This is a genomic window from Ochrobactrum soli (assembly GCF_003664555.1).
In the GTDB taxonomy this organism is placed as follows: domain Bacteria; phylum Pseudomonadota; class Alphaproteobacteria; order Rhizobiales; family Rhizobiaceae; genus Brucella; species Brucella teleogrylli.
The window spans coordinates 115,098-138,907 of the sequence record NZ_RCHH01000002.1 but is presented as its reverse complement, the minus strand read 5'-3'; the positions used below and the strand labels follow the sequence as shown (position 1 = coordinate 138,907).

Here is a 23,810-nt window from a genome sequence, read left to right as displayed (position 1 = left end):
CGGGGGTTTGCGCCTTGCTTTCCCGTCTTCCGGGAGCATCTCCGTTAAAAGCGCTGAGGCGTTTTTTGCCGGAGATGCGGGAAACAGAAGCTTAGAGGTGAGGATGCCCTGGAGCAATCAGAATGGCGGCGGCGGCCCATGGGGTGGCGGCGGCGGTGACAACAATAATAACAACAATAATAATGGCCCCTGGGGACAGGGCCCGAAGGGTCCGCGCGGGGGCGGCCAGAATACGCCACCTGATCTCGAGGATATTTTGCGCAAAGGCCAGGATCGCCTGAAGCAGGTGTTCCCCGGCGGCGGTGGTCGCAGCGGCGGCAATCGCCCGATCTATTTCCTGATCGGCGCGGCCTTGCTCGGCTTCTGGGTTTTCCAGTCCGTCTATACAGTACAGCCGGATGAACTGGCGGTTGAACTTCGTTTCGGCAAGCCGAAGGCTGAAGTTTCCGAACCTGGCTTGCATTTCCATTGGTGGCCGATTGAAACCTATGAAAAGGCGCAAATCGTCGAAAAGCAGATCAATATCGGCGCTCAGGGTTCCCGTACGGCGACGCAGGGTCTGATGCTGACCGGCGACCAGAACATCGTGAATGTCCAGTTCTCGGTGCTCTATCGCGTTTCTGATCCGCGCGCTTACCTGTTCAATGTCGACAGCCCGGATGCGATGGTGCAGCAGGTTTCGGAAAGCGCGATGCGTGAAATCGTCGGTCGCCGCCCGGCGCAGGACGTTTTCCGCGACAATCGTGCCGAGATCGCGCAAAGCGTGCGCGCTATCGTGCAGCAGACACTCGACACCTACCAGGCCGGTATTCAGGTCAATGCCGTGTCGATTGAAGACGCATCGCCGCCGCGTGAAGTGGCCGACGCCTTCGACGAAGTGCAGCGCGCCGAACAGGACGAGGATCGATTCATCGAGGAATCGAACCAGTATTCCAACCAGAAACTCGGTCAGGCCCGCGGTGAAGCCGCTCAGCTTCGCGAAGAAGCGGCAGCCTATAAGAACCGCGTCGTTCAGGACGCCGAAGGTGAAGCGCAGCGTTTCAGCTCGGTTCTCGGCCAGTATGAAAAAGCCCCGGAAGTGACCCGTAACCGTCTCTTCCTCGAAACCATGGAACAGGTGCTTAAAAGCACCAAGAAAGTCATTGTGGAACCAGGAAAGGACGTCGTGCCCTATCTGCCGCTGAACGAATTGATGCGCCAGCAACCGCGCGCAGGCGCAACTTCGGGTGCAACCGTGACCACGACCCCCTCGACCGGCGGAGGTGCACAGTAATGGCTCAGAACAGACTTCCGATCATTGCCGGCATTATCGCTGTCCTCGCCTTCCTGCTTTATTCCGCGACGTTCATCGTTTCGGAGCGCCAGCAGGCAATCGTTCTTCGTTTCGGTCAGATCGTCAGCGTGAAGACCGAGCCGGGCATCTACTTCAAGTTGCCATTCGGCTTCCTTGACGCCGATACGGTGCAGATGATCGATGACCGCTTGCTGCGTTTCGATCTGGACGACATCCGCGTTCAGGTTTCGGGCGGCAAGTTCTATGACGTCGATGCGTTCCTCGTCTATCGCATCACCGATGCCCGCAAGTTCCGTGAAACGGTTTCGGGCAGCACGCTCCTTGCCGAACAGCGCCTGCGCACCCGTCTCGATGCATCGCTGCGTGGTGTCTATGGTCAGCGTGGTTTTGAAGCCGCTCTTTCTGAAGAGCGCGGCGACATGATGCGTGAAGTGCGCGATCAGCTTCGTCCTGATGCGACTTCGCTCGGCCTGACCATCCAGGACGTGCGTATCCGCCGTACCGATCTGACGGCAGAAGTCTCGCAGCAGACCTATGAGCGCATGAAGGCGGAACGTCTGGCGGAAGCCGAGCGTCTGCGTGCCCGTGGCCGTGAAGCCGCCCAGCGTATCCGCGCCGTGGCCGACCGTCAGGTTGTGGAAACGATTGCCGAAGCGCGCAAGGAATCGGAAATCCTTCGCGGTGAGGGCGATGCGCAGCGCAGTGAAATCTACGCAGCCTCCGCATCGAAGGATCCGGGCTTCTTCGCCTTCTATCGTTCGATGGCCGCTTATCGCGAAGCGCTCGAAACGCCGGATACGACGCTGGTTCTCTCGCCGGATTCGGAGTTCTTCAAGTTCTTCCGTGATGCTGGCGGCAAGCTGGCAACGCCTTCGCAGTAAAGTGCGGGAACAGCTCTCATGAGCGATTTTCTAGCCGCCGTAGGACTTCTCTTCGTTATCGAGGGGCTGCTCTACGGCGGCTTTCCTTTTTTCGCCAAGAAGCTCGCCCGGGAGGCGAGCGAAGCACCGGAAGGCATGTTGCGCATTGCCGGTATAGCGGCGCTTGCCATCGGCGTCGGCATCGTCTGGCTTGTCAGGGGATAAGCACCTCTGGTTCCGTTATTTATGGCCCTCTGCCTATACGGGGCCGTAAACAGGCCTTAATTTGCGGCGATCTAACCTTTAGGTTATTTGCGTAGATATTCAGGATCGGAGCAGAGCTTTATGGCAATCGTACCGAAGGCGGGATTCGCTCGCACCCTATTCGCAACCGTGGCAATGGGCGCGCTGGCTGTCACCGGAACGCTGACGGTCGCAACGCCGCCTGCCTTTGCTCAGGACGCTCCCGTGAAAGGCATTCAGGGGCCGGGTTCTGTCGCTGATCTCGCAGAAGGGCTGCTGGATGCGGTGGTGAATATCTCCACCTCGCAGACCGTGAAAGACGATGGCGGCGAGGGCGATGGCCCCGTGCCGATGCCGAAAGTGCCGGAAGGCTCACCGTTTCAGGAATATTTCAAAGACTTCTTCAACAACAAGGACGGCGAACAGAGCGACGAGTCGCGCAAGGTGCAGTCGCTTGGATCGGGCTTCGTCATCGATGCCGAAAAGGGCTTCATCGTCACCAACAATCACGTCATTGCGGATGCCGACGAGATTGAAGTCAATTTCAACGACGGCACCAAGCTGAAAGCCGAGCTGGTCGGCAAGGATATCAAGACCGATCTGGCTGTCCTGAAAGTCGATCCGGCCAAGCACAAGCTCAAGGCCGTGCAGTTTGGCAATTCCGACAAGGCGCGTATTGGCGACTGGGTTCTGGCCATCGGCAATCCGTTCGGGCTTGGCGGAACCGTGACCGCCGGGATCATTTCGGCGCGCAAGCGCGATATCAATTCCGGCCCCTATGACGATTTCATCCAGACGGATGCTGCCATCAATCGCGGCAATTCGGGCGGCCCGCTATTCGACATGAGCGGTCAGGTGATCGGCATCAACACGGCGATTATTTCGCCGTCCGGCGGCTCCATTGGCATCGGCTTTGCCATTCCGGCCGAAATGGCAGTGGGCGTGATCAACCAGCTGAAGGAATTCGGCGAGGTCAAGCGCGGCTGGCTCGGCGTTCGCATCCAGCCGGTGACGCAGGATATTGCCGACAGTCTTGGTTTGAAAGAACCGAAGGGCGCGCTGATTGCCGGGCTGATCGAGAATTCCGGCGTGGACAATACGGCGCTGAAGGCTGGCGATGTGGTTATCCGCTATGAAGGCAAGCCAGTGGATACCGCCCGCGATCTGCCCCGCCTCGTGGCCGAAAGCGCGGTCGGCAAGGATGTGGAAATCGTCGTTGTCCGTGACGGTGCGGAACAGACCGTCAAGGTGAAGCTCGGTCGTCTTGTGGAAGACGACAAGAGCACTGAAGCTGCTACCGAAGATCAGGCGCCGGTTCCGGATGGAGCGGAGGGTGAGGATGGTGAGGAAGCGCCAGCTACCCCGAAGCAGGAGCAGAAGAGCGAAGCCACCGGCCCGTCCGTGCTCGGCATGAGGCTTTCTGCGCTCAACGACGATGTGCGTGGCGAGTTCGGGATTGCCGAAGACGTGCAGGGCGTGGCGATCCTCTATGTCGCTCCCGGTTCGGCTGCGGGCGACAAGCGCGTTGAAACCGGCGATGTCATCGTCGATATCAATCAGGTCACGGTCAAGGCGCCCGAAGACGTAAAGAAGCGCATTGATGCGCTGCGACGGGAAGGGCGCAAGAATGCGCTGTTCATGCTGGCGTCACGCTCTGGCGAACTGCGTTTTGTGACGGTTCGGATCGACTAAACGCCTGTGCGAAATGAACCTGGAACGGCGCTGCGGATCATCCCGCAGTGCCGTTTTCATTTGCGATTTGAATCAAATAGCGGCAAGTGCTGAGAACGAGATTCAATGCCCGATTGGGTGGTGGAGTGGTGCGGGTTTGGAAACTGTCGATATTGTCGTGATAGGCGCGGGCGCAGCCGGGATGATGTGCGCCATCGAAGCAGCCAAGCGCGGTCGTTCCGTGCTGGTTGTCGATCATGCCAGGACGGCAGGTGAGAAAATCCGTATCTCCGGGGGCGGGCGGTGCAACTTCACCAATATCCACGCCAGCCCGAAAAACTATCTGTCGCGCAATCCGCATTTCTGCATCTCCGCCTTGAGCCGCTATACGCAGCGCGATTTCATCGCATTGGTCGAGAGGCATCGCATTGCCTATCATGAAAAGACGCTTGGCCAGCTTTTCTGCGATGGGTCGGCAACGCAGATCATCGACATGCTGCTTGGCGAGATGAAGCGCCACGGCGCGCGGTTGAAAACCTCCTGCGGTGTCGAGAGTATAGCCAGAATACTAGGAGAAGGGTTTGAGCTGCGGCTGATGGAAGGCGGCATCCGCACGACAGTCAGATGCCGTTCCGTGGTGGTCGCCTGCGGTGGCAAATCTATCCCCAAGATGGGCGCAACCGGCTTCGGCTACGACATCGCCGAGCAGTTCGGCTTGCGGCTGGTCGAGACACGCCCGGCGCTGGTCCCGCTGACTTTTGAACCGAATACGCTGGAACGGTTGAAGCCGCTGGCCGGTATCGCCGTCGATGCGGTGGTGGCCTGCGGCAAGACGAGTTTTGCCGAGGCCATGCTGTTCACGCATCGCGGCATCAGTGGTCCATCGATTTTGCAGATATCGTCCTACTGGAAAGAGGGCGATGAAATCCGCATCAGCATGTTGCCCGGTACGGATCTGTTCGAAGCCTTGCGTGCGCAGCGCACGACAAATGGAAAGCAGGCCCTGCAGACAGCACTCGGCCTGTACCTTCCGAAGAAACTTGCACAGACAATCGCCGAGGAAAACGGTGCCAGCGGGCATCTCGCCGATATGTCCGACAAGCTTTTTCGGCGTGTGGAAGCTGCCGTCAACGACTGGCGCATCAAGCCCGCCGGATCGGAAGGCTATCGCACGGCGGAAGTGACGCTGGGCGGTGTCGATACACGCGATCTCGATTCGCGCACCATGGAGGCCAAGTCGGTGCCCGGCCTCTATTTCATTGGCGAAGTGGTCGATGTCACCGGCTGGCTCGGTGGCTATAATTTCCAGTGGGCATGGTCTTCTGGCTGGTGCGCCGGTCAGGTCGCATGAGCGCGATAAACGACGTGGCGTTTCAGTTGGGGCGTTTCGTCCGGTACGCGCGGATGATCGAAATCACTTGAAGGATCGCGCACCATGCCAATGCGCTGCATGACGTTCGTGGAGCGATCATTGTTGTGTACGGCGAAAGAAACCACCTCAGACAGGCCCAGAGAACCGAAGGCGTAGTCAAGAAGAGCTTTGGCGGCTTCGGTCACAAAGCCCTTTCCCCAGAAAGGGCGGGCTAGTCGCCAGCCGATTTCCACTGTTCCATCCGGCAAATGCGGCTCAAGATTGGTGCGGGCAAGACCGGCAAAGCCGATGCATTCACCGCTTGTCTTTTCTTCGAGAGCATAGAAACCAAGGCCGGTTTTCGAAATCATGGTGCGCAGCCGGGTGAAAAGTTCGTCCGACTGTTGCCGGTCGTGCCGGAACGGGAAGAAATGCATGACATCTTCGTCGGAATTGATCGTGTGAAAGAGGTCGCGGTCGCGATCCTCCCAATTTCGAATGATGAGCCTTGGCGTTTCCAGAATGATCATTCGACGAAATCCGTTATCCTGTAACCCTGAATGTAGAGAAGTGCAGTCAGGTCGCCATGGTCGATGCGAACCTTGGCTTGCGCTGCCACCGCCGGTTTGGCGTGCAGGGCAACGCCGGTTCCCGCCAGCTGGATCATGCCGAGATCGTTGGCGCCGTCGCCGACCGCAATCGCATCCTCGGGCGTCAGCCCAAGACGGTCTGCAATTTCTTCCAGCCGTTCCACCTTGGCTTCGCGACCAAGAATCGGTTCCGCGACAACGCCGGTCAGCTTGGCGCCATCATCCAGAAGGAGATTGGCGCGGTCTTCATTGAAGCCGATCATTTCGGCAATACGGTGGGTGAAAGACGTGAAACCGCCCGAGACGAGCGCGGTATAGGCGCCATGCTTGCGCATGGTGCGCACCAGTTCCGGCCCGCCGGGGGTGAGTGTGATGCGGGTGGCGATCACCTTGTCGATAACCTGAAGCGGCAAGCCTTTCAGAAGGGCAACGCGCTCGCGCAAGGCTGGTTCAAAGGCGATTTCACCATTCATAGCTCGGGCGGTGATAGCGGCCACATGGTCGCGCAAGCCTGCCTCTTCGGCCAGTTCATCAATGCATTCCTGCTGGATCATGGTGGAATCCATGTCGGCGATCAGGATTTTCTTGCGGCGACGATCCTGCTCCTGCACAACCACGTCGACGGGTGCGCCATCCAGCGTAGCGCGCAGCGCAGCGTCAGCTTCTTCGGCGCTCAAGCCGATTGGCAGGGGGATATCGCAGGCAATACCATCTGCAAGCCAGTAAAGTCCTGTTGCATTCACTGCCGCTGACGCTTTAATCCCGAGCGACGGAACAAGAGCGGCCTTGGCCGGGTTGGCGATCAAAGTGGCAATGAGCGAAGCGGATGCGGACATGAGGGAGCGATTCCTGCGATGAGTGAGGAGGCGATCAAGAATGCCATCCTGATAGCTGGCCCGACGGCCAGCGGCAAGTCGGCACTTGCTGTTCATATGGCAAGGGAGACTGGCGGCTTTATCGTAAACACCGATTCCATGCAGGTTTATGACGTGCTCGATCTGCTGACGGCGCGTCCCGGCGCAGACGATCTGGCTTCCGCCGAGCATCATCTCTACGGTCATGTTTCGCCGTCTGTGTCCTATTCCACCGGCAAATGGTTTGCCGATGTGGCATCCCTTCTGGCGCAGCCCAAGCTTGAAGGACGGACGCCGATTTTCGTCGGCGGAACCGGGCTTTATTTTCGCGCTCTGCTGGGCGGCTTGTCACAAATGCCGGAAGTTGCGCCCGATGTGCGCAATCATTGGCGCGCCCGCATGGAAACAGAAGGTGCTGAAACCCTGCATCGGGCGCTGTCGGAACGCGATCCGCAAATGGCCGCGACGCTTCAGGCGACCGATAGCCAGCGCATCGTACGGGCGCTGGAGGTGATCGAAAGCACCGGAAAATCCTTGAGCGAGTGGCAGCAAAACAAGGGCCATGTGCTGGTGGATGACCAGTCGGCTCGGAAAATTGTGCTTTTGCCGGAACGGGGCTGGCTTTCCGAACGTATCGCGCGGCGCTTCGCACTGATGTGGAACAATGGCGCAATTGACGAAGTGAAGGCGCTGCTGTCTTTGCAGCTTGATCCGGCGCTGCCCGCGATGAAGGCCATCGGCGTTCGGGAAATCACCGCTTTTCTTGATGGCGCCATGACCGAAGACGAGGCCATTGAACGATCCGTCATTGCAACGCGGCAATATGCCAAGCGCCAGTCGACCTGGTTTCGCAATCAGCTGGATGCAAGCTGGAATTTTTTAAGTAATTCTGATGAAGCACTACTTCAATTAACGTCACCGAAATAACTAGCAGGCTATCTTCTGACAGGAGAGGCGGGCGCGAAACATGCGGTTTCATAAATCGGAGCGGGCATTTTTCATTCTGATTATTTTAATGTGCGGGATAGGCATTTTGCTTTATCGCGTGCATGTCGATTTGGGCTTGCTTGAAGCGACCTCTCTTGATGCCTCCGCTGCCGAAATCGCAACTTCTCTCGGGCGGCTCAATCATGCGGCGATCTGGGTTCTCATTGCCTCCATCGTCTGCGGGCTTTTGCTGATCTATCCGCAAATCCGCACCGAGGCGCTGGATCGCGGCAAATTGCAGATCATCACGCAGGATTTGTCCGAACGGTCGCAGACGCTCGAACATGCCGCGCTCACCGACAGCCTCACCGGCATGCAGAACCGTCGTTATTTCGACGAAGCGTTGAAGGAATATCTAGTCCAGTTCGACCGTATCCAGCGGCCCGTCGGCCTGATGATTATCGATCTGGATCACTTCAAGGCGGTCAACGACAACCACGGACACGATATTGGCGACGTGGTGTTGCAGGAAGTCGCGCGCTGCCTGCGTGATTATACGCGATATCACGATGTGGTTGCGCGGCTTGGCGGCGAAGAATTTGCAGTACTCGCTCCCAATATGGATGCAGAGTTGATGATCAAGCTCGCCAATCGTATCCGAAAGGCCATTGCCGGGCTGGAAATCGATCTCGGCGATGTGAAGCTGACGGTCACCGTCAGTATCGGGCTTGCGGTCTGGGACCGGCGCGAAACGTCAAAGGACCTTTATCGTCGCGCTGACAAGATGCTCTATGCCGCCAAGAATATGGGGCGCAATCGCGTCTGCGCCTGATGCCGGGTGGTTAAAGGCGTCCCGTCAGCTCTCATAATCCTTGCGGAAATTGCGCACCAGATCGCCTAGCTTCTTCATGCTTTGGGCTGTCTCGCTGTTATGCGAGACGATGGGAGCAGGTCTTTCCGTTGCAAGTGGCGCTGCCGCGACGGTTGTAAGCCTGCTGATCGTCGAAGGCTTTTTCAATAGATCGCTGTCGTCGGTCGGCTTTTCCGGCGCGCCGGGATGCGCGTTGTTTTCGAACGAACGCAGCCGGTCCACGATACGATCCAGCGCGATTCTGTCATCGACCTGCAAGGATGATGTCAAGCTTTCGGCTTTGCGCCGCCCGGGCAGCTGATGCGCTGGAACCGTTTCGAAGGTCAGCCGCATCGGTGTCGAAAACGCTTCGCCGAAGGCAATGGCTTCGCGATTGGCAATCGACGAGAGGAAACCGGCCATGCTGCGCGCACCGCCGCGCAGCGCGCCCTTGATGATTTCCTGATCGCGCTCATTGCCGAGACGCATCGCGAAGATCGAATTGCACTGCGAAAGAATGGTGGCGTCCAGCTCGCCGGGGCGCTGGCTGATCACGCCGAGATAAGAGCCGTATTTGCGCCCTTCCTTGGCGATGCGGGCAATCGCCTGCCGCGTCGGCCAGAAGCCAGCATCCTTGTCGGCTGGAATATAACGGTGCGCTTCCTCGCAGATGACGAGGGTTTGCAGGCTGCCTTCGCTCGACATGGCGATGTCGAAGGAGAGGCGGCACAGAACCGAAGCAACGGCATTCACCACTTCGGACGGGAGGCCCGCAAGCTGGAAGGTGCAGATCGGCTTGCCATTATGCGGAATGCGGAAAATGCGCGCGATAGCCTGACGCATGGTTTCCGGCCCGCCGGTGACGGCAAACATGAAGCGGAAACGCGGATCGCTGGCGATCGACTCCAGTCTTGCTTTCAGGTTGCGCAGATAGGGGCGCTCCGCCTTGCTGTCGAGAAGGCCGATCCTGTCATCGATCAGCGTCAGGAGATCACGCAGGCGATAGGCAATCGGCGTATCGACGCTGACCGTCCTGTCCGAAAGCTTGCGCCGCAGGCTGTGGCGTCCGCCGGTTTCGCTGTCACTGGTTTTTTCGCGCGCAAGCTGCACGAGGTCGCGCAATATGTCGTATTCCGTCGGCTCCGGCGTGCGGCCGCGAAAAATAACATCGGCAAATTCGTCCAGTCGCAGCATCCAGAACGGCAATTCGATATTGGTCTGGTCCACTGCAATGGCGAGGTCTGGAAACGCGCCCGCAAATTCATTGTGCGGGTCGAGGATCAGGATGCGCAAATCGGGCCGTTGCAAGACGATGCGGCGCAAGAGCAGCATGACGGCGCTGGATTTGCCCACGCCCGTGGTGCCGACAACGGCAAAGTGGCGCGAGATGAGGTCTTCAACCGAAACATAGGCCGGGACGGAGGCGTCCTGGGTCAGCGCGCCGATGGGTACGCTTGTCTGGCCCATCTGGGCATAGACTGCGGAAAGGTCGGAGGCGCGGATACGGTGGGCGATGGCGCCGGGATAGGGATATCTGGAAATGCCGCCGCTGAACGACATATGGCCATCGGGTTCGCCGCGCACTTCGCCCAAAAATTCGACATGGACATGGACGATGTTGTCGCCGCCGCGCGTCCAGGCATTATCGGGCACGGTGACATTGTGGACGAGGCCAACCAGGCGGTTGCCGCCCGACTGGATGGAGATCAACTGACCGACGGTCCAGTAGTCATCGGACGCAGTGGAGGAGGGGCCGGACAAAGCCGCAATGATGGCGCGCTCGCCGTCGCACTGGATGACATGACCTTCCGTGCGGTTGCGCTGTACAAAGCCGCGGCCCTTCATCTCGGCACTGCCGTCAATATCCCCGCCCGTGTTCATTTCGCCAACTTTCATAAGAGCTATCTGATGAAGCTAGCAAATCCGGGTTGAAATAAAGTTATCGAGAGGGTGGGGTGAATCTTAAGAAAATATCACAGGGCTCGTATTTATGCGTTGACGGCTTCTTTTCAGGCGATTAGTGTCCCGCCCCATGAACACGTTTATTATTCTTGTGGTACGGGCGCGCATGGGCAGGATGGTGTAACCATCCGGCGAAAGCTCCCATGCGCGAAAGACAGGCTCCCTCGGGGGCCTTTTTTATTATCCAAAAAAGCCCGATGCGGCTAAATCTGACACCGAAATACAGACTAGACGGGAAGAGAACGATGACTGCAGGTAAACAAGAGGCGGAAGCGACCGCCGCAGGATCTCAGGAAACAAGCCATCCACGCGAGATGACCGGCGCGGAAATGGTTATTCAGGCCATGATCGATCAGGGCGTGGAGAGCATTTTCGGTTATCCGGGCGGCGCAGTGCTTCCGATCTATGACGAACTGTTCCAGCAGGACAAGATTCAGCACATTCTCGTGCGTCACGAACAGGGCGCAGGCCATGCCGCCGAAGGCTATGCCCGCTCCACCGGCAAGGTCGGTGTGCTGCTGGTGACATCCGGCCCCGGCGCAACCAATGCGGTCACCCCGCTTCAGGATGCGCTGATGGATTCCATCCCGCTCGTCTGCATTTCTGGTCAGGTCCCGACCTCGTTGATCGGTTCCGATGCCTTTCAGGAAGCCGATACGGTTGGCATCACACGCCCCTGCACCAAGCACAACTGGCTGGTGAAGGACGTCAACGACCTGTCGCGCATTCTGCATGAAGCCTTCCATGTTGCATCCACGGGCCGTCCGGGTCCGGTTCTGGTCGATATTCCGAAGGATATCCAGTTTGCCAAGGGCATATACACGCCGCCGCAGACCACGCCGCGCACCACCTACCGTCCGGTTCTCGACGGCAATGCGCAGGCAATCTCCGACGCCGTCCGTCTGCTCGCCACGGCCAAGAAGCCCGTCATCTATTCCGGCGGTGGCGTGATCAATTCCGGCCCGGCAGCTTCCCGTCTGCTGCGCGAGCTGGTTGAACTCGGCAACTTCCCGATCACCTCGACCCTGATGGGCCTCGGCGCCTATCCGGCATCGGGCAAGAACTGGCTCGGCATGCTGGGCATGCACGGCACTTACGAAGCGAACATGACCATGCATGATTGCGATGTCATGCTGTGCGTTGGCGCGCGCTTCGACGACCGTATCACCGGTCGCCTCAATGCCTTCTCGCCGAATTCGAAGAAGATTCATATCGATATCGATCCGTCTTCGATCAACAAGAATGTCCGCGTGGATGTGCCGATCATCGGCGATGTTGCGCATGTTCTGGAAGATATGGTTCGCCAGTTCCGCGCTTCCGAAAAGAAGCCGGAAAAGAAGGCCATCGCCGCCTGGTGGGAGCAGATCGACCGCTGGCGCGCCCGCAATTCGCTGGCCTATACGCCGAACAAGGACGTCATCATGCCGCAATATGCCATTGAGCGGCTGTATGAACTGACCAAGGATCGCAAAACCTACATCACCACCGAAGTCGGCCAGCACCAGATGTGGGCGGCACAGTTCTATGGCTTCGAAGAACCGAACCGCTGGCTGACCTCGGGTGGCCTCGGCACGATGGGCTATGGCCTGCCTGCCGCGCTCGGTGTGCAGATTGCGCATCCGGATGCGCTGGTTATAGACATTGCCGGGGACGCATCGATCCAGATGTGCATTCAGGAAATGTCGGCAGCGATCCAGCACAATGCGCCGATCAAGATCTTCATCCTGAACAACCAGTATATGGGCATGGTGCGCCAGTGGCAGCAATTGCTGCATGGCAACCGCCTGTCGCATTCCTATACGGAGGCGATGCCGGATTTCGTCAAGCTGGCAGAAGCCTATGGCGCGCACGGCATTCGCTGCGAAAAGCCGGGCGATCTCGACGCCGCCATTCAGGAAATGATCGACATCGACAAGCCGGTCATCTTCGACTGCCGCGTTGCCAATCTGGCGAACTGCTTCCCGATGATTCCGTCCGGCAAGGCGCATAATGAAATGCTGTTGCCCGACGAAGCCACCGACGAAGCCGTCGCCAATGCCATCGACGCCAAGGGCCGCGCGCTCGTCTGATCCGGAGGATTTGAAATCATGAATGCACAGAACCTAGCTTCCGGATCGGCCTACTTCATCGCAGCCGAAACCCAGACCCCGGAAACCCATACGCTTGCCGTCCTCGTCGATAACGAGCCAGGTGTCCTTGCCCGCGTGATCGGATTGTTTTCCGGTCGCGGCTATAACATTGAAAGCCTGACGGTTTCGGAAACCGAGCACGAAAAGCACCTTTCGCGTATTACCATTGTGACGCGTGGTACACCGCACGTGCTTGACCAGATCCGCCACCAGCTGGCGCGCATCGTTCCGGTTCACCGCGTGGTTGATCTCAGCCACCGTGCGAGCGAACTCGGGCATGATCGCCCGATCGAGCGCGAGCTGGCGCTGGTGAAAGTGGCTGGCAAGGGTGAAGCCCGCGCCGAAACGCTGCGTCTCGCCGATGCGTTCAAGGCCAAGGTGGTCGATGCGACGACCGATCACTTCATTCTGGAAATCACCGGCAAGACCGCGAAGATCGACCAGTTCATCTCGATTATGAAGCCGCTTGGCCTCGTGGAAATCTGCCGCACCGGCGTGGCGGCGATGAACCGGGGTCCTGAAGGCATGTAAGTCGTGTTTCTCTGCCAAGAGCAGGGATCGATACAATAAGGCTCCAAACCGGCACAATGTTTCGATTGTGCCGGTTTTTTATTGAGCTAATTTGTGCGGGTAAGAGCCTCACTCAAAAAGCGGCATGTGGGGGCGAAAATGGCGATTTTCGAGTACCGGAGCGGAGCGTACTTTTGGGTACGTGAGCACCGGAATGGAGAAAATTGCCATTTGCAGCCACACAGGGCGACTTTTGGAGCAGGCTCTAAATCGGGTTCATCACATGTCTGTCGAAGTATTTTTGGCGCTGATCGCCTTCGCTTTTGTGTCTTCCATCACACCGGGGCCGAACAATCTAATGCTGCTGGCATCGGGGGTTAATTTTGGCTTTCGGCGCACGATCCCGCATATGCTGGGTATCGGTGTCGGGTTTTTCGGCCTGCTTCTGGCAGTTGGCTTCGGTCTTGGCGTGCTGCTTGAAACGGTGCCTGCCTTCTACACCAGCCTGAAATTCGCGGGCGGCGCTTACATGCTCTATCTGGCATGGAAAATCGCAATGTCGCGTTCGATCGGTGAAGCGAAGGGTACTGGTGATGGCAAGCCGATGACGTTCATGCAGGCGGCAGCCTTCCAGTGGGTCAATCCCAAGGCGTGGGTGATGGCCGTCACCGGCATTGCCACCTATGCCACGCATGACAATTACTATCTGGCCGTTTCGCTGGTGAGCGTTGCCTTCGCGCTGGTCAACCTGCCGAGCGTTTCGGTCTGGGCAGGCTTTGGCATGTTGCTGCGCAACTGGCTGGATGATCCGGTGCATCTCAAATGGTTCAATATCTTTATGGCCTTGCTGCTGATCGCGAGCCTCTGGCCGATGCTGAAGTAGCTCAATCGGAGCATCAAAATGCGTGCACTTCCTACCTATGACGATGTGGTTTCCGCCGCCGGACAGATCGAGGGCCATGCGCTTCGCACGCCGGTTCTGACCTCTGCGGCGCTCGATGCCGAGACCGGCGCACAATTCTTTTTCAAGGCCGAAAATCTTCAGCGCATCGGTGCGTTCAAGTTTCGCGGCGCGTTCAATGCGCTTACCCGTTTCAGCGATGAGCAAAAGAAGCGCGGCGTGATTGCATTTTCATCGGGCAATCATGCGCAGGCGGTGGCCTTGTCGGCAAAGCTGCTTGGCATTTCCGCCACCATATTGATGCCGGAAGATGCGCCGCAGTCGAAGCTGGAAGCAACGCGCGGCTATGGCGCCAATGTCATCACCTTCAATCGGTATAAGGATGACCGTGACGCCCTGACGAACCGTCTGGCGGAGGAGGGCGGTCTCACCCTGATTCCACCCTATAACCACCCGCATATCATTGCCGGGCAGGGCACGGCGACCAAGGAGTTGATCGAGGAAGTGGGGCCGCTTGACGCGCTGTTCGTCTGCGTCGGCGGCGGCGGGTTGATTGCCGGATCGGCGCTGGCCGCCAAGGCGCTTTCGCCCGATTGCGCCGTTTATGGCGTCGAGCCGGAAGCAGGGAATGATGTCCAGCAATCCTTGCGGGCGGGCAAAATTGTGCGCATCGACACGCCGCAGACGCTGGCCGATGGCGCGCAGACGCAGGCGCCGGGCGACCTGACCTTTGCCATCATCCGCGAGAAGGTCACGGATGTTCTGGCCGTTAGCGATCAGGCCCTTGTCGACGGCATGAAGTTCTTTGCTCGTCAGATGAAATTGGTGGTCGAGCCGACGGGTTGTCTGGCTTTCGCCGGTGCCCGCCAGATGGCGGATCAACTGCGCGGAAAGCGCGTCGGTGTCATCGTCAGCGGCGGCAATGTCGACCTCTCCCGCTATACGGCTCTGCTTAATACGGCTGTTTGATCACGGTTTGATCTTGTTTTCAGGTCGCGAATCCTGTCTGAAAGAGCCATGCAGTTTTCACCGGAACAGGATCAGGCGCTCAAGGCCGTCGGACAATGGCTGAAAGAGGGGCGTAGTCCCATTTTCAGGCTGTTCGGTTATGCCGGAACGGGCAAGACGACACTGGCGCGCTATTTCGCGGAACATGTCGATGGCGATGTGCAGTTTGCCGCCTTTACCGGCAAGGCCGCGCAGGTTTTGCGGTCCAAGGGCGCCAGCAATGCGCGCACGCTGCATTCGCTGATCTATCGTCCGCGTGGCGAGGAAGCCGTTGAGGACGAGACGACAGGCAAGACGTCCATCGCGCCGACATTCTCGCTCAATCGGCAAAGCCCGGTCGCCAAGGCGGCGATGATCGTGGTGGATGAGTGTTCGATGGTGGACGAGGCGCTTGGGCGCGATCTCATGAGCTTCGGAACGCCAATCCTCGTGTTGGGCGATCCGGGCCAGTTGCCGCCGATTTCCGGCGGTGGGTTCTTTACCGAGCATGAGCCGAACTATCTGCTCACCGAAATTCACCGTCAGGCGCAGGACAATCCGATTATCCGCATGGCGCTTGACGTGCGCGAAGGGCGCGAGCTGCCCTATGGTGATCACGGTGCGGCAAAGGTCATCAGCAAGAACGAAGTCAATCAGGACATGGTTCTGAAGGCCGATCAGGTGCTTGTCGGCACCAATCGCACGCGGCGGCGTTATAACCAGCGCCTGCGCGAGCTGAAGGGCTTTACGGCGGATTATCCGCAGGCGGGTGACAAGCTGGTCTGCCTGCGCAACGATCCGGCCAAGGGCCTGCTCAACGGGTCGCTTTGGAAGGTCATGACCTCCTCCAAGGAAACCGTGAAGCCCGGGATCAATCTGCTGGTTGCGCCGGAAGACGATGATCGCGGCGTTGCCAAGATCAAGCTTTTGAAGGCGCAGTTCGAGGACCCGGATAGCGAAATTCCGTGGCAGACCAAGAAGCGTTACGACGACTTCGACTATGGCTATGCCCTGACGGTGCACAAGGCTCAAGGTTCGCAGTGGGATGATGTGGTATTGTTCGATGAAAGCTATGCTTTTCGCGATACGCGCGAGCGCTGGCTCTATACGGCCATTACCCGTGCAGCAGAACGCCTGACGATTGTAAAATAATCAGCTTTCAATTGGTTTGGCGCTCAGCCACTCCCATGCGTCCTGTTCTTCGTCGGCTTCGAAGGAGCGCATTTCTATCGAGAGGAGGGGCTGCATCAGGGTGATGCTGGCCTGTATCCATAATGGACCGCCTACAATCGCATAGCGGCGCAGATGCTTGAGCGATTTTGAGCGCATTGAAAGCATGCTTTCGGAAAAAGCCGCGGTCCAGTCCGCGCCCTCATAGCCGGTCAGGCGGATCAGCAGATCAATCTCGTCATATTGCTCATAGGCTGCGTCGAGCAGCCCATAAAGGTTCTCCAGCGATGAATCGTCCAAATGCCCTTCAATGGCAAAGGCGAATACATCATTCCGGTCCGTGGGAATGCGGCGGACGACGGGGATGTCCTCATTGCGCATCATCGGTCTCCAAGCGTCTTCTATGACCAATCGTCAATTCGTGCCCCTGTCAGGACAGGATTCAAACGTCCAAACCGGGCGAAAGGTTGCGGATTGTTGTTCCAAATTCGGCAAGGAATAGCTTGGCCTATGCTCCAAAGACGGGAAACGGCAACATTTGGGGATGGGTCATCAGGTGCGACGGGAAAACACTCACACTTTCCTGCGGCGGGCGATATAAGAGCCTGACTCAAAAAGCGGCATGTGTGTGCGAAAATGGAGAAAATCGGCATTTGCGGCCACACAGGACGGCTTTTGGAACAGGCTCTAAAGCGAAAACCGATCATGGGAGAAATGCCTCCATGCCTGCGAAATTATCTGTCAATCTCAATGCCATCGCCATGCTACGTAACCGTCGCGATCTGCCCTGGCCGAGCGTCACCGGTCTCGGGCGAATTGCACTCGCGGCGGGGGCGGCAGGATTGACGGTGCATCCGCGCCCGGACCAGCGCCACATCCGCTTTTCCGATCTTGGCGATATTCGTGCATTGATCGATGATGAATTTCCGCAGGCCGAATTCAATATTGAAGGCTTTCCAAGCGAGGCCTTCCTCGATCTGGTAGAAAAGCACCAGCCGGAACAGGTGACGCTGGTGCCGGATGATCCGACACAGGCCACTTCCGACCACGGCTGGGATTTCCTGTCCAAGGCCGATTATCTGGCGCCCATCGTGGCGCGGTTGAAGAAGGGCGGCATGCGCGTTTCGCTGTTCGCCGATCCCGATCCGCTGGGTTATGAAAAGGCCAAGGCCATCGGCGCTGACCGGTTGGAATTCTATACCGGTCCTTATGGCGCGACCTATGACGATCCGGCAGCGGCAGCGCGCGAGCTGGACCGTGTTGGCAAGGCCTCGGATGCCGCAACGGCGCTCGGTCTTGAAATCAATGCCGGTCACGATCTGACGGTCGAAAATCTCCCGGCACTGGTCAAACGCATTCCACAATTGAAAGAAGTTTCCATCGGACATGGATTGACGGCGGACGCTTTGACGTATGGTATGGCGGCGACAGTGGGACGTTTTAACGCTGCTTTGGCTGGGTAATTGGCACGTTCAATGCGCAAAATGCATAGCTTTGACCTGAGCTTTGCGAAAAGCGCATTTGTGCCAAAGCTCAACAAGCTATAGGCGTCCGCGGCTGGTTCATCCGCGTCAGGAGCGCGCAGGGACGTATGAGGGAAGCATTGATACGGTTTTCCGAAATCCGCATTCCACATCGAAGTGCCCCGGCGTGCTTTGCCTTCGGGGCATCATCGGAGCAGCGCGTATGCACCGCTCGGTTCGGTGATGATGTTTGAACCGGATTGGGGCAAAGATGCGGCACGGTTGTTGCAATCCGCAATCTTTTGCGGGTGTACCTGTGAGTGGACTCCACACAATATGATTTCCAGCCAGAATGATTTCAGGATGTTGCGAGGTGTCGGCAAATGAGCGACGAGCTGAACGGCCAGAACGCGCAATCGCAATCCTCCGCGCCGGATGCGGCGGTCACGCCGCTTGTTGGCAGTGTTGGCGCTGAAACCGGATATATCGGCGAAGAAAACGATCATCATAGCGACAGCATGAAGACGCTGGTCTTGGGCGCGCTCGGTGTGGTCTATGGCGATATCGGCACCAGCCCGATCTACGCTTTTCGTGAGGCGCTGCACACGGCGGCCTCTGACGGCGTCCTGTCGCGCCCGGACATTCTTGGCGTCGTCTCGCTGATATTCTGGGCGCTGACGCTGGTTGTCACGATCAAATATGTTCTGTTCGTGCTGCGGGCCGATAATAACGGCGAAGGCGGCATCCTATCGCTGATGGCGCTGGTGCGCGGCGCTCTGAAAGGACGTCCCAATCTCATTCTGGCCGTCGGTATATGCGGCGCAGCGCTGTTCTTTGGCGATGCCGTGATTACGCCTGCCATTTCCGTGCTTTCCGCGATGGAAGGCCTGGAAATCGTCGCGCCCAGCCTCACGCCTTTCGTGGTGCCCATTACGGTCGTCATCCTTGTGACGCTGTTTTCGGTACAAAAGCTCGGCACCGGCAAGGTTGCCATCGTATTCGGGCCGATCATGGCGATCTGGTTTCTGGCGCTGGGCGCGTCGGGCCTCTGGCACATATTCGACGATCCAACCGTCATTTATGCGCTCAATCCCTATTATGCAGTGCGCTTTCTGGCCATTAGCCCCGGTATTGCCTTCATCACCGTTGGCGCGGTTTTCCTCGCCATGACGGGTGCCGAAGCGCTCTATGCCGATCTTGGCCATTTCGGGCGCAAGCCCATCGTGCGCGCCTGGCTGTGGATCGTGTTTCCATGTCTGGTGCTGAATTATTTTGGACAGGCCGCCTTCATCCTGTCGCATGGCGAAGCAGCGGCATTGCCGTTCTTCCAGATGCTGCCGAATTTCGCGCTGCTGCCGATGGTGCTGCTGGCGACGGCAGCAACAGTGATCGCCAGTCAGGCCGTTATCACCGGTGCCTTTTCCGTGGCGCGGCAGGCGGTGCAGCTCAACATTCTGCCACGCCTTGAAATTCAGCACACGTCGGAGAAGCTGCACGGGCAGATCTATATCCCGCGTGTCAATCTGCTGCTCGGCCTGACCGTGGTCATTCTGGTGCTGGGCTTTGAGAAGTCGACCAATCTGGCCGCAGCCTATGGTATCGCAGTGACCGGCAACATGCTGGTGACGACCGTGCTGCTCTATATTGTCATGACGCGGATCTGGAATTGGCAGGTCAGTCGTGCGCTGCCTTTGATGCTCGGTTTCCTGCTGATCGACATCATGTTCTTCAGCGCCAACATCATCAAGGTGCATGAAGGCGGTTGGGCTTCTATCGGCATTGCCGCAGTGCTTGTGCTCATCATGTGGACATGGGTGCGCGGCACCCGGCACCTGTTCCTCAAGACACGCAAGGGCGAAGTGCCGCTCGATCTCATCGTCGAGCAGATGGCCAAGCGCCCGCCAACGATTGTGCCGGGAACGGCTGTCTTCCTGACGGGCGACCCGAAAAGTGCGCCAACCGCGCTGATGCACAGTCTGAAGCATTATAAGGTGCTCCATCAGAACAATGTCATCCTGACCGTCGTGACCGCTTCGAAGCCGTGGGTCTCCAGCGCAGACCGCGCGCGTGTCTCGCAATATAACGAGCGCTTTATGCAGGTGACGCTGAAGTTCGGCTATATGCAGCAGCCGAATATTCCGCGCGCGCTTGGCCTTTGCCGCAAGCTTGGCTGGAAGTTCGACATCATGACGACCTCGTTCTTCCTGTCGCGCCGTTCGCTCAAGGCTTCGGTGCATTCCGGCATGCCTCTGTGGCAGGACAAGCTGTTTATCCTGTTGGCGCGCACGGCGTCGGACGCGACCGAATATTTCCAGATCCCAACCGGACGCGTGGTAGAAATCGGTACGCAGGTGAATATCTGATCGGGAATTCGCTTTAACAGACCGTGTTTTATCAGGGCGTTATCTGAGAATTTGATTCCGGATGGCGCCCTAATTGTTTGTTTTTCCTACTATTTTTGCGCAAGTACATAGTTCAATCGCGCTATCGGCAAAGGCATCTTTAGTACACGCCTTACCATCCGAATTTTTCAAAAATCTCGCTTGACCGCCTATGCGGCAAGGGCTAATAGAATGGGAACCGTACCGTACGGTACAAGAGGAGGAAGTGCCCCGTGACTGATGGTAGCGACGAATTGCAGGCTCAAAAGCAGCAGGCTCTTTCGCCGCGTCAGAACGATGTTCTGGAGCAGGCGTTGCGCCTTCTTGTCGAAGGCGGAGACCGCGCTTTGACGACGGCGAGCATTGCGCGTGCCGCCAATTGCTCCAAGGAAAGCCTCTATAAATGGTTTGGCGACCGTGACGGTCTTCTGACGGCGATGGTTCGCTGGCAGGCCTCCAAGGTTCGCGTTGTGCCGCTGGCGCGCGAGAAGCTTGACGCGGAATCGCTGTTTTCAAGCCTGGAACACTTTGCCCGCGACTGGCTGCTGGTGCTTTCGGGCCGCACGTCGATCGCGCTTAACCGTCTGGCTGTCAGCCATGCGGCATCGGGCAAGTCGGCGCTGGGCGATATCGTTCTCTCCAACGGGCCGGTGGCCATGGCCAAGCGCCTGAAGCCGATCCTTGAAATGGGGATGGAAGCCAAGCTGCTGGCTTTCGACGATATCGATGAAGCATTTCGCACGTTCTTCGGGCTCGTCGTCCGGGACATGCAAATCCGGTTGCTGTTGGGCGACCGGCTGGAACTGACTGACGACGTGGTCATCCGGGACGCCCGGCGCGCCACAAAGCAGTTTTTCGCTCTGTACGGGGCTTAGTCACATCGGCTGACGCAAGAAGGCCAGAGAATAAACTGAAACGAAGGGAATAGGAAATGCGCGTTTATTACGACCGGGATGCAGACGTTAACCTGATCAAGTCGAAGAATGTGGTTATCGTCGGCTACGGCAGCCAGGGCCGAGCCCATGCGCTGAACCTGAAGGATTCCGGTGCTGCCAATGTGCGCGTCGCCCTTCGAGAAGGTTCCGCAACCGTCAAGAAGGCGGAAGCAGACGGCTTTCAGGTGATGAACGTTGCTGATGCCGCCAAGTGGGCCGACCTCATGATGATGGCGACTCCGGATGAACTCCAGGCCGACATCTACCGCGACCACATCCACAGCAACCTGCGCGACGGCGCTGCGATTGCTTTCGCACACGGCCTCAATGTTCATTTCGGCCTCATCGAGCCGAAGAAGTCGGTCGACGTCGTCATGATCGCACCGAAGGGCCCAGGCCACACGGTTCGCGGCGAATACCAGAAGGGCGGCGGCGTGCCTTGCCTGATCGCCATCCATCAGGATGCATCGGGCAATGCCCATGACCTCGCTCTGTCCTACGCTTCGGGCGTTGGCGGCGGCCGTTCGGGCGTCATCGAAACCACCTTCAAGGAAGAGTGCGAAACCGATCTGTTCGGTGAGCAGGCTGTTCTCTGCGGCGGCGTGGTTGAGCTGATCCGCACCGGTTTCGAAGTTCTGGTTGAAGCCGGTTATGCGCCGGAAATGGCCTATTTCGAATGCCTGCACGAAATGAAGCTCATCGTGGATCTGATCTACGAAGGCGGCATCGCCAACATGAACTACTCGATCTCGAACACCGCTGAATGGGGCGAATACGTCACCGGTCCGCGCATCATCACTGCCGAAACCAAGGAAGAAATGAAGCGCGTTCTGAAAGACATTCAGACCGGCAAGTTCACTTCCGATTGGATGCAAGAATATCGTGCAGGCGCTGCTCGCTTCAAGGGCATCCGCCGCAACAACGATGCGCACCAGATCGAAGAAGTTGGCGAAAAGCTCCGCGCCATGATGCCATGGATTGCCGCCAACAAGCTGGTGGATAAGGCTCGCAACTAAAAATCAGCGATATTTAGGTTCTGGCTGTCTGCAAATGGCACTTCCTTCCGCTTCCGGTGCTCATGTACCTTTAAGTACATTCCGCTCCGGTTCTCAGAAAGCACCAGTTTCGACGGACCAGAACCAAAATCTCATCTGATTTTGGGAGCTTCCACGACGAGCAAAAAAGGGGGCGTTTCATACGCCCCCTTCATTACTTGGCGCTGGATGGTGGGATTGATCGCGATTAAGCCGCGAACGAAAAGAACCAAAACTCTGCGTCAGCTTTCCGTTTCATGCACTTCGACGGCCAAAAGAATTTCGAATAGCTTTATTCCATAGAAGCATGGGAAAAGCTGTTCTCGTTGGTCTAAAATTGCGCTAGAGCTTCGCCCTATTAGCTGGGGTTTGAGGAGATCTGGCTAATACGAATTCCATCAGATGGATGGTTAAGTCTAATTGAGGAGATTTCCCGTGTTGGACTGGGAAAATGTTTTTGCAACGCGCTCCAAACGCATGCGCGCATCGGAAATCCGCGAACTTTTGAAGCTTCTGGAACGTCCGGACATCATTTCATTTGCCGGTGGCATTCCCGATCCGGCGCTGTTTCCGCATGACGCCTTTCAGGCTGCCTACAAGGAAACCCTGACGGGTGCGGAAGCCAATGCCGCGCTGCAATATTCGGTATCGGAAGGCTATAAGCCGCTGCGCACCTGGCTTGTCGGCGAACTGGCCAAGATCGGCATTCCCTGCACCGAGGACAATGTTTTCATCACCTCCGGTTCGCAGCAGGCGCTCGATTATCTCGGCAAGCTGTTCATTTCGCCCAATGATACCGCGCTGGTGACTGCGCCGACCTATCTCGGCGCCTTGCAGGCATTCAATGCCTATGAGCCGACCTATGACACGCTGGCGATCAAGGGCAACCGCACGCCTGAATCCTATGTGCAGGCCGCTGAAAAGGCTGGCGGCAAGGTGAAGTTCAGCTATCTTTCTGCCGATTTCGCCAATCCGACCGGCGAGACCGTCGATCTGGCTGGCCGTCAAAAGCTTCTGGCAGAAGCCGATGAGCTGAATATCCCGATCATTGAAGACGCAGCCTATCAGTATCTGCGCTACAATGGCGAAGCCATCCCGCCGATCCTTTCGCTCGACATCGCCCGCAATGGCGGCGACATCGAAAAGACCCGCACCATCTATTGCGGCTCGTTCTCGAAGACCCTCGCACCGGGGCTGCGCGTCGGCTACGTGGTTGCCTCGAAGGATGTTATCCGCAAGCTCGTTCTCATGAAGCAGGCGGCGGACCTTCATTCCTCGACCATCAACCAGATCGCGATCTATCATGTCGCGACGCATGGCTTCGATGCACAGGTCGCCAAGGTCGCCAAGGTCTACAAGCATCGCCGTGACCGCATGCTGGAAGCCCTTGCCAAATATATGCCGGAAGGCACCAGCTGGACCAAGCCTGAAGGCGGCATGTTCATCTGGGTCACGGTGCCGGAAGGCATGGATGGCGCGCAGCTGCTTGCATCGTCCATTGAGACTGAAAAGGTCGCTTTCGTTCCCGGCAAGGCGTTCTTTGCCGATGCCACCGGCGCGAACACGCTGCGCCTTAGCTATTCTTGCGCCAATGACGAAATGATCGATGAAGGCATCATGCGGCTTGGCCGCCTGATCCGCACGCACAGCAAGTCTGCTGCTGCATAAGAACTGGGAACAAAAAGCAAAGGCCGGGAA

The 23,810-nt window shown here is 57.9% G+C and carries 21 protein-coding genes; 17 read left to right on the top strand and 4 right to left on the bottom strand.

Annotated features, from left to right (window positions below):
* The first annotated feature begins 103 nt into the window (after positions 1–103).
* The 5 genes from hflK (at position 104) to D8666_RS04060 (ending at position 5,419) form a co-directional block, all read left to right on the top strand.
* Positions 104–1,273, top strand: coding sequence for an FtsH protease activity modulator HflK (gene hflK, locus D8666_RS04080; RefSeq protein WP_121536364.1), 1,170 nt, complete (start codon positions 104–106; stop codon positions 1,271–1,273).
* Positions 1,273–2,175, top strand: a complete 903-nt coding sequence (gene hflC, locus D8666_RS04075) for a protease modulator HflC (protein WP_109369381.1) — start codon at positions 1,273–1,275, stop codon at positions 2,173–2,175. The genes hflK and hflC overlap by 1 nt, the downstream gene beginning before the upstream one ends.
* A gap of 18 nt (positions 2,176–2,193) precedes the next feature.
* A complete protein-coding gene (locus D8666_RS04070; RefSeq protein ID WP_109369380.1) occupies positions 2,194–2,379 on the top strand; it encodes a DUF2065 domain-containing protein in 186 nt (61 codons plus the stop codon).
* Between the two features lie 120 nt (positions 2,380–2,499).
* Positions 2,500–4,089, top strand: a complete 1,590-nt coding sequence (locus D8666_RS04065) for a Do family serine endopeptidase (protein WP_109369379.1) — start codon at positions 2,500–2,502, stop codon at positions 4,087–4,089.
* Between the two features lie 136 nt (positions 4,090–4,225).
* A complete protein-coding gene (locus tag D8666_RS04060) occupies positions 4,226–5,419 on the top strand; it encodes a BaiN/RdsA family NAD(P)/FAD-dependent oxidoreductase (RefSeq protein ID WP_109369378.1) in 1,194 nt (397 codons plus the stop codon).
* On the opposite strand, the gene D8666_RS04055 is transcribed toward D8666_RS04060, so the two are convergent.
* Positions 5,407–5,949 (bottom strand): GNAT family N-acetyltransferase, encoded by a 543-nt coding sequence (locus D8666_RS04055; RefSeq protein WP_109369377.1) that lies wholly within the window; start codon positions 5,947–5,949, stop codon positions 5,407–5,409. The genes D8666_RS04060 and D8666_RS04055 overlap by 13 nt on opposite strands.
* The gene (gene serB / locus D8666_RS04050; RefSeq protein ID WP_109369376.1) at positions 5,946–6,845 is read right to left on the bottom strand and encodes a phosphoserine phosphatase SerB; all 900 of its coding nucleotides are present in this window, start codon (positions 6,843–6,845) and stop codon (positions 5,946–5,948) included. Before serB ends, D8666_RS04055 begins: the two co-directional genes overlap by 4 nt.
* Positions 6,846–6,863: 18 nt before the next feature.
* Between serB and miaA the strand changes: the two genes are divergently transcribed.
* Both miaA and D8666_RS04040 read left to right on the top strand, forming a co-directional pair.
* Positions 6,864–7,790 (top strand): tRNA (adenosine(37)-N6)-dimethylallyltransferase MiaA, encoded by a 927-nt coding sequence (gene miaA / locus D8666_RS04045; protein ID WP_109369375.1) that lies wholly within the window; start codon positions 6,864–6,866, stop codon positions 7,788–7,790.
* 40 nt (positions 7,791–7,830) lie between these two features.
* Positions 7,831–8,622, top strand: coding sequence for a GGDEF domain-containing protein (locus tag D8666_RS04040; protein WP_109369374.1), 792 nt, complete (start codon positions 7,831–7,833; stop codon positions 8,620–8,622).
* Positions 8,623–8,646: 24 nt separating this feature from the next.
* Here D8666_RS04040 and D8666_RS04035 read toward each other — a convergent pair whose 3' ends face one another.
* Positions 8,647–10,536, bottom strand: coding sequence for an ATP-binding protein (locus tag D8666_RS04035; protein WP_235858886.1), 1,890 nt, complete (start codon positions 10,534–10,536; stop codon positions 8,647–8,649).
* Positions 10,537–10,847: 311 nt separating this feature from the next.
* Here D8666_RS04035 and D8666_RS04025 point away from each other — a divergent pair, with 311 nt between their 5' ends.
* The 5 genes from D8666_RS04025 (at position 10,848) to D8666_RS04005 (ending at position 16,281) form a co-directional block, all read left to right on the top strand.
* The gene (locus tag D8666_RS04025) at positions 10,848–12,671 is read left to right on the top strand and encodes an acetolactate synthase 3 large subunit (protein ID WP_121536362.1); all 1,824 of its coding nucleotides are present in this window, start codon (positions 10,848–10,850) and stop codon (positions 12,669–12,671) included.
* A gap of 18 nt (positions 12,672–12,689) precedes the next feature.
* A complete protein-coding gene (gene ilvN / locus D8666_RS04020; protein ID WP_078339370.1) occupies positions 12,690–13,262 on the top strand; it encodes an acetolactate synthase small subunit in 573 nt (190 codons plus the stop codon).
* 262 nt (positions 13,263–13,524) lie between these two features.
* Positions 13,525–14,124 carry a LysE family translocator gene (locus D8666_RS04015; protein WP_121536360.1) on the top strand — a complete coding sequence of 200 codons (600 nt, stop codon included), beginning with the start codon at positions 13,525–13,527 and terminating at the stop codon, positions 14,122–14,124.
* Positions 14,125–14,142: 18 nt separating this feature from the next.
* Positions 14,143–15,111 carry a threo-3-hydroxy-L-aspartate ammonia-lyase gene (locus D8666_RS04010; RefSeq protein ID WP_109369371.1) on the top strand — a complete coding sequence of 323 codons (969 nt, stop codon included), beginning with the start codon at positions 14,143–14,145 and terminating at the stop codon, positions 15,109–15,111.
* A 48-nt stretch (positions 15,112–15,159) separates the two neighbouring features.
* Positions 15,160–16,281, top strand: a complete 1,122-nt coding sequence (locus D8666_RS04005) for an ATP-dependent DNA helicase (RefSeq protein WP_109369370.1) — start codon at positions 15,160–15,162, stop codon at positions 16,279–16,281.
* On the opposite strand, the gene D8666_RS04000 is transcribed toward D8666_RS04005, so the two are convergent.
* The gene (locus D8666_RS04000; RefSeq protein WP_209445961.1) at positions 16,282–16,680 is read right to left on the bottom strand and encodes a SpoIIAA family protein; all 399 of its coding nucleotides are present in this window, start codon (positions 16,678–16,680) and stop codon (positions 16,282–16,284) included.
* A 341-nt stretch (positions 16,681–17,021) separates the two neighbouring features.
* Here D8666_RS04000 and D8666_RS03995 point away from each other — a divergent pair, with 341 nt between their 5' ends.
* The 5 genes from D8666_RS03995 (at position 17,022) to D8666_RS03975 (ending at position 23,780) form a co-directional block, all read left to right on the top strand.
* Positions 17,022–17,762: a pyridoxine 5'-phosphate synthase gene (locus tag D8666_RS03995; protein WP_109369368.1), complete on the top strand. Its 741-nt coding sequence runs from the start codon at positions 17,022–17,024 to the stop codon at positions 17,760–17,762.
* 383 nt (positions 17,763–18,145) lie between these two features.
* Positions 18,146–20,125, top strand: a complete 1,980-nt coding sequence (locus tag D8666_RS03990) for a potassium transporter Kup (RefSeq protein ID WP_109369367.1) — start codon at positions 18,146–18,148, stop codon at positions 20,123–20,125.
* Between the two features lie 251 nt (positions 20,126–20,376).
* The gene (locus tag D8666_RS03985) at positions 20,377–21,018 is read left to right on the top strand and encodes a TetR/AcrR family transcriptional regulator (RefSeq protein ID WP_078339363.1); all 642 of its coding nucleotides are present in this window, start codon (positions 20,377–20,379) and stop codon (positions 21,016–21,018) included.
* 56 nt (positions 21,019–21,074) lie between these two features.
* The gene (gene ilvC, locus D8666_RS03980) at positions 21,075–22,094 is read left to right on the top strand and encodes a ketol-acid reductoisomerase (protein ID WP_109369366.1); all 1,020 of its coding nucleotides are present in this window, start codon (positions 21,075–21,077) and stop codon (positions 22,092–22,094) included.
* A gap of 453 nt (positions 22,095–22,547) precedes the next feature.
* Positions 22,548–23,780 (top strand): aminotransferase-like domain-containing protein, encoded by a 1,233-nt coding sequence (locus D8666_RS03975; RefSeq protein WP_109369365.1) that lies wholly within the window; start codon positions 22,548–22,550, stop codon positions 23,778–23,780.
* Positions 23,781–23,810 lie beyond the last annotated feature (30 nt).

Excerpts from the sequence above, each read along its gene's own strand:
- hflK (WP_121536364.1), top strand. The coding sequence starts at position 104 with ATGCCCTGGAGCAATCAGAATGGCGGCGGCGGCCCATGGGGTGGCGGC.
- hflC (WP_109369381.1), top strand. The coding sequence starts at position 1,273 with ATGGCTCAGAACAGACTTCCGATCATTGCCGGCATTATCGCTGTCCTC.
- D8666_RS04070 (WP_109369380.1), top strand. The coding sequence starts at position 2,194 with ATGAGCGATTTTCTAGCCGCCGTAGGACTTCTCTTCGTTATCGAGGGG.
- D8666_RS04065 (WP_109369379.1), top strand. The coding sequence starts at position 2,500 with ATGGCAATCGTACCGAAGGCGGGATTCGCTCGCACCCTATTCGCAACC.
- D8666_RS04055 (WP_109369377.1), bottom strand. The coding sequence starts at position 5,949 with ATGATCATTCTGGAAACGCCAAGGCTCATCATTCGAAATTGGGAGGAT.
- serB (WP_109369376.1), bottom strand. The coding sequence starts at position 6,845 with ATGTCCGCATCCGCTTCGCTCATTGCCACTTTGATCGCCAACCCGGCC.
- miaA (WP_109369375.1), top strand. The coding sequence starts at position 6,864 with ATGAGTGAGGAGGCGATCAAGAATGCCATCCTGATAGCTGGCCCGACG.
- D8666_RS04040 (WP_109369374.1), top strand. The coding sequence starts at position 7,831 with ATGCGGTTTCATAAATCGGAGCGGGCATTTTTCATTCTGATTATTTTA.
- D8666_RS04035 (WP_235858886.1), bottom strand. The coding sequence starts at position 10,536 with ATGAAAGTTGGCGAAATGAACACGGGCGGGGATATTGACGGCAGTGCC.
- D8666_RS04025 (WP_121536362.1), top strand. The coding sequence starts at position 10,848 with ATGACTGCAGGTAAACAAGAGGCGGAAGCGACCGCCGCAGGATCTCAG.
- ilvN (WP_078339370.1), top strand. The coding sequence starts at position 12,690 with ATGAATGCACAGAACCTAGCTTCCGGATCGGCCTACTTCATCGCAGCC.
- D8666_RS04015 (WP_121536360.1), top strand. The coding sequence starts at position 13,525 with ATGTCTGTCGAAGTATTTTTGGCGCTGATCGCCTTCGCTTTTGTGTCT.
- D8666_RS04010 (WP_109369371.1), top strand. The coding sequence starts at position 14,143 with ATGCGTGCACTTCCTACCTATGACGATGTGGTTTCCGCCGCCGGACAG.
- D8666_RS04005 (WP_109369370.1), top strand. The coding sequence starts at position 15,160 with ATGCAGTTTTCACCGGAACAGGATCAGGCGCTCAAGGCCGTCGGACAA.
- D8666_RS04000 (WP_209445961.1), bottom strand. The coding sequence starts at position 16,680 with ATGCGCAATGAGGACATCCCCGTCGTCCGCCGCATTCCCACGGACCGG.
- D8666_RS03995 (WP_109369368.1), top strand. The coding sequence starts at position 17,022 with ATGCCTGCGAAATTATCTGTCAATCTCAATGCCATCGCCATGCTACGT.
- D8666_RS03990 (WP_109369367.1), top strand. The coding sequence starts at position 18,146 with ATGAGCGACGAGCTGAACGGCCAGAACGCGCAATCGCAATCCTCCGCG.
- ilvC (WP_109369366.1), top strand. The coding sequence starts at position 21,075 with ATGCGCGTTTATTACGACCGGGATGCAGACGTTAACCTGATCAAGTCG.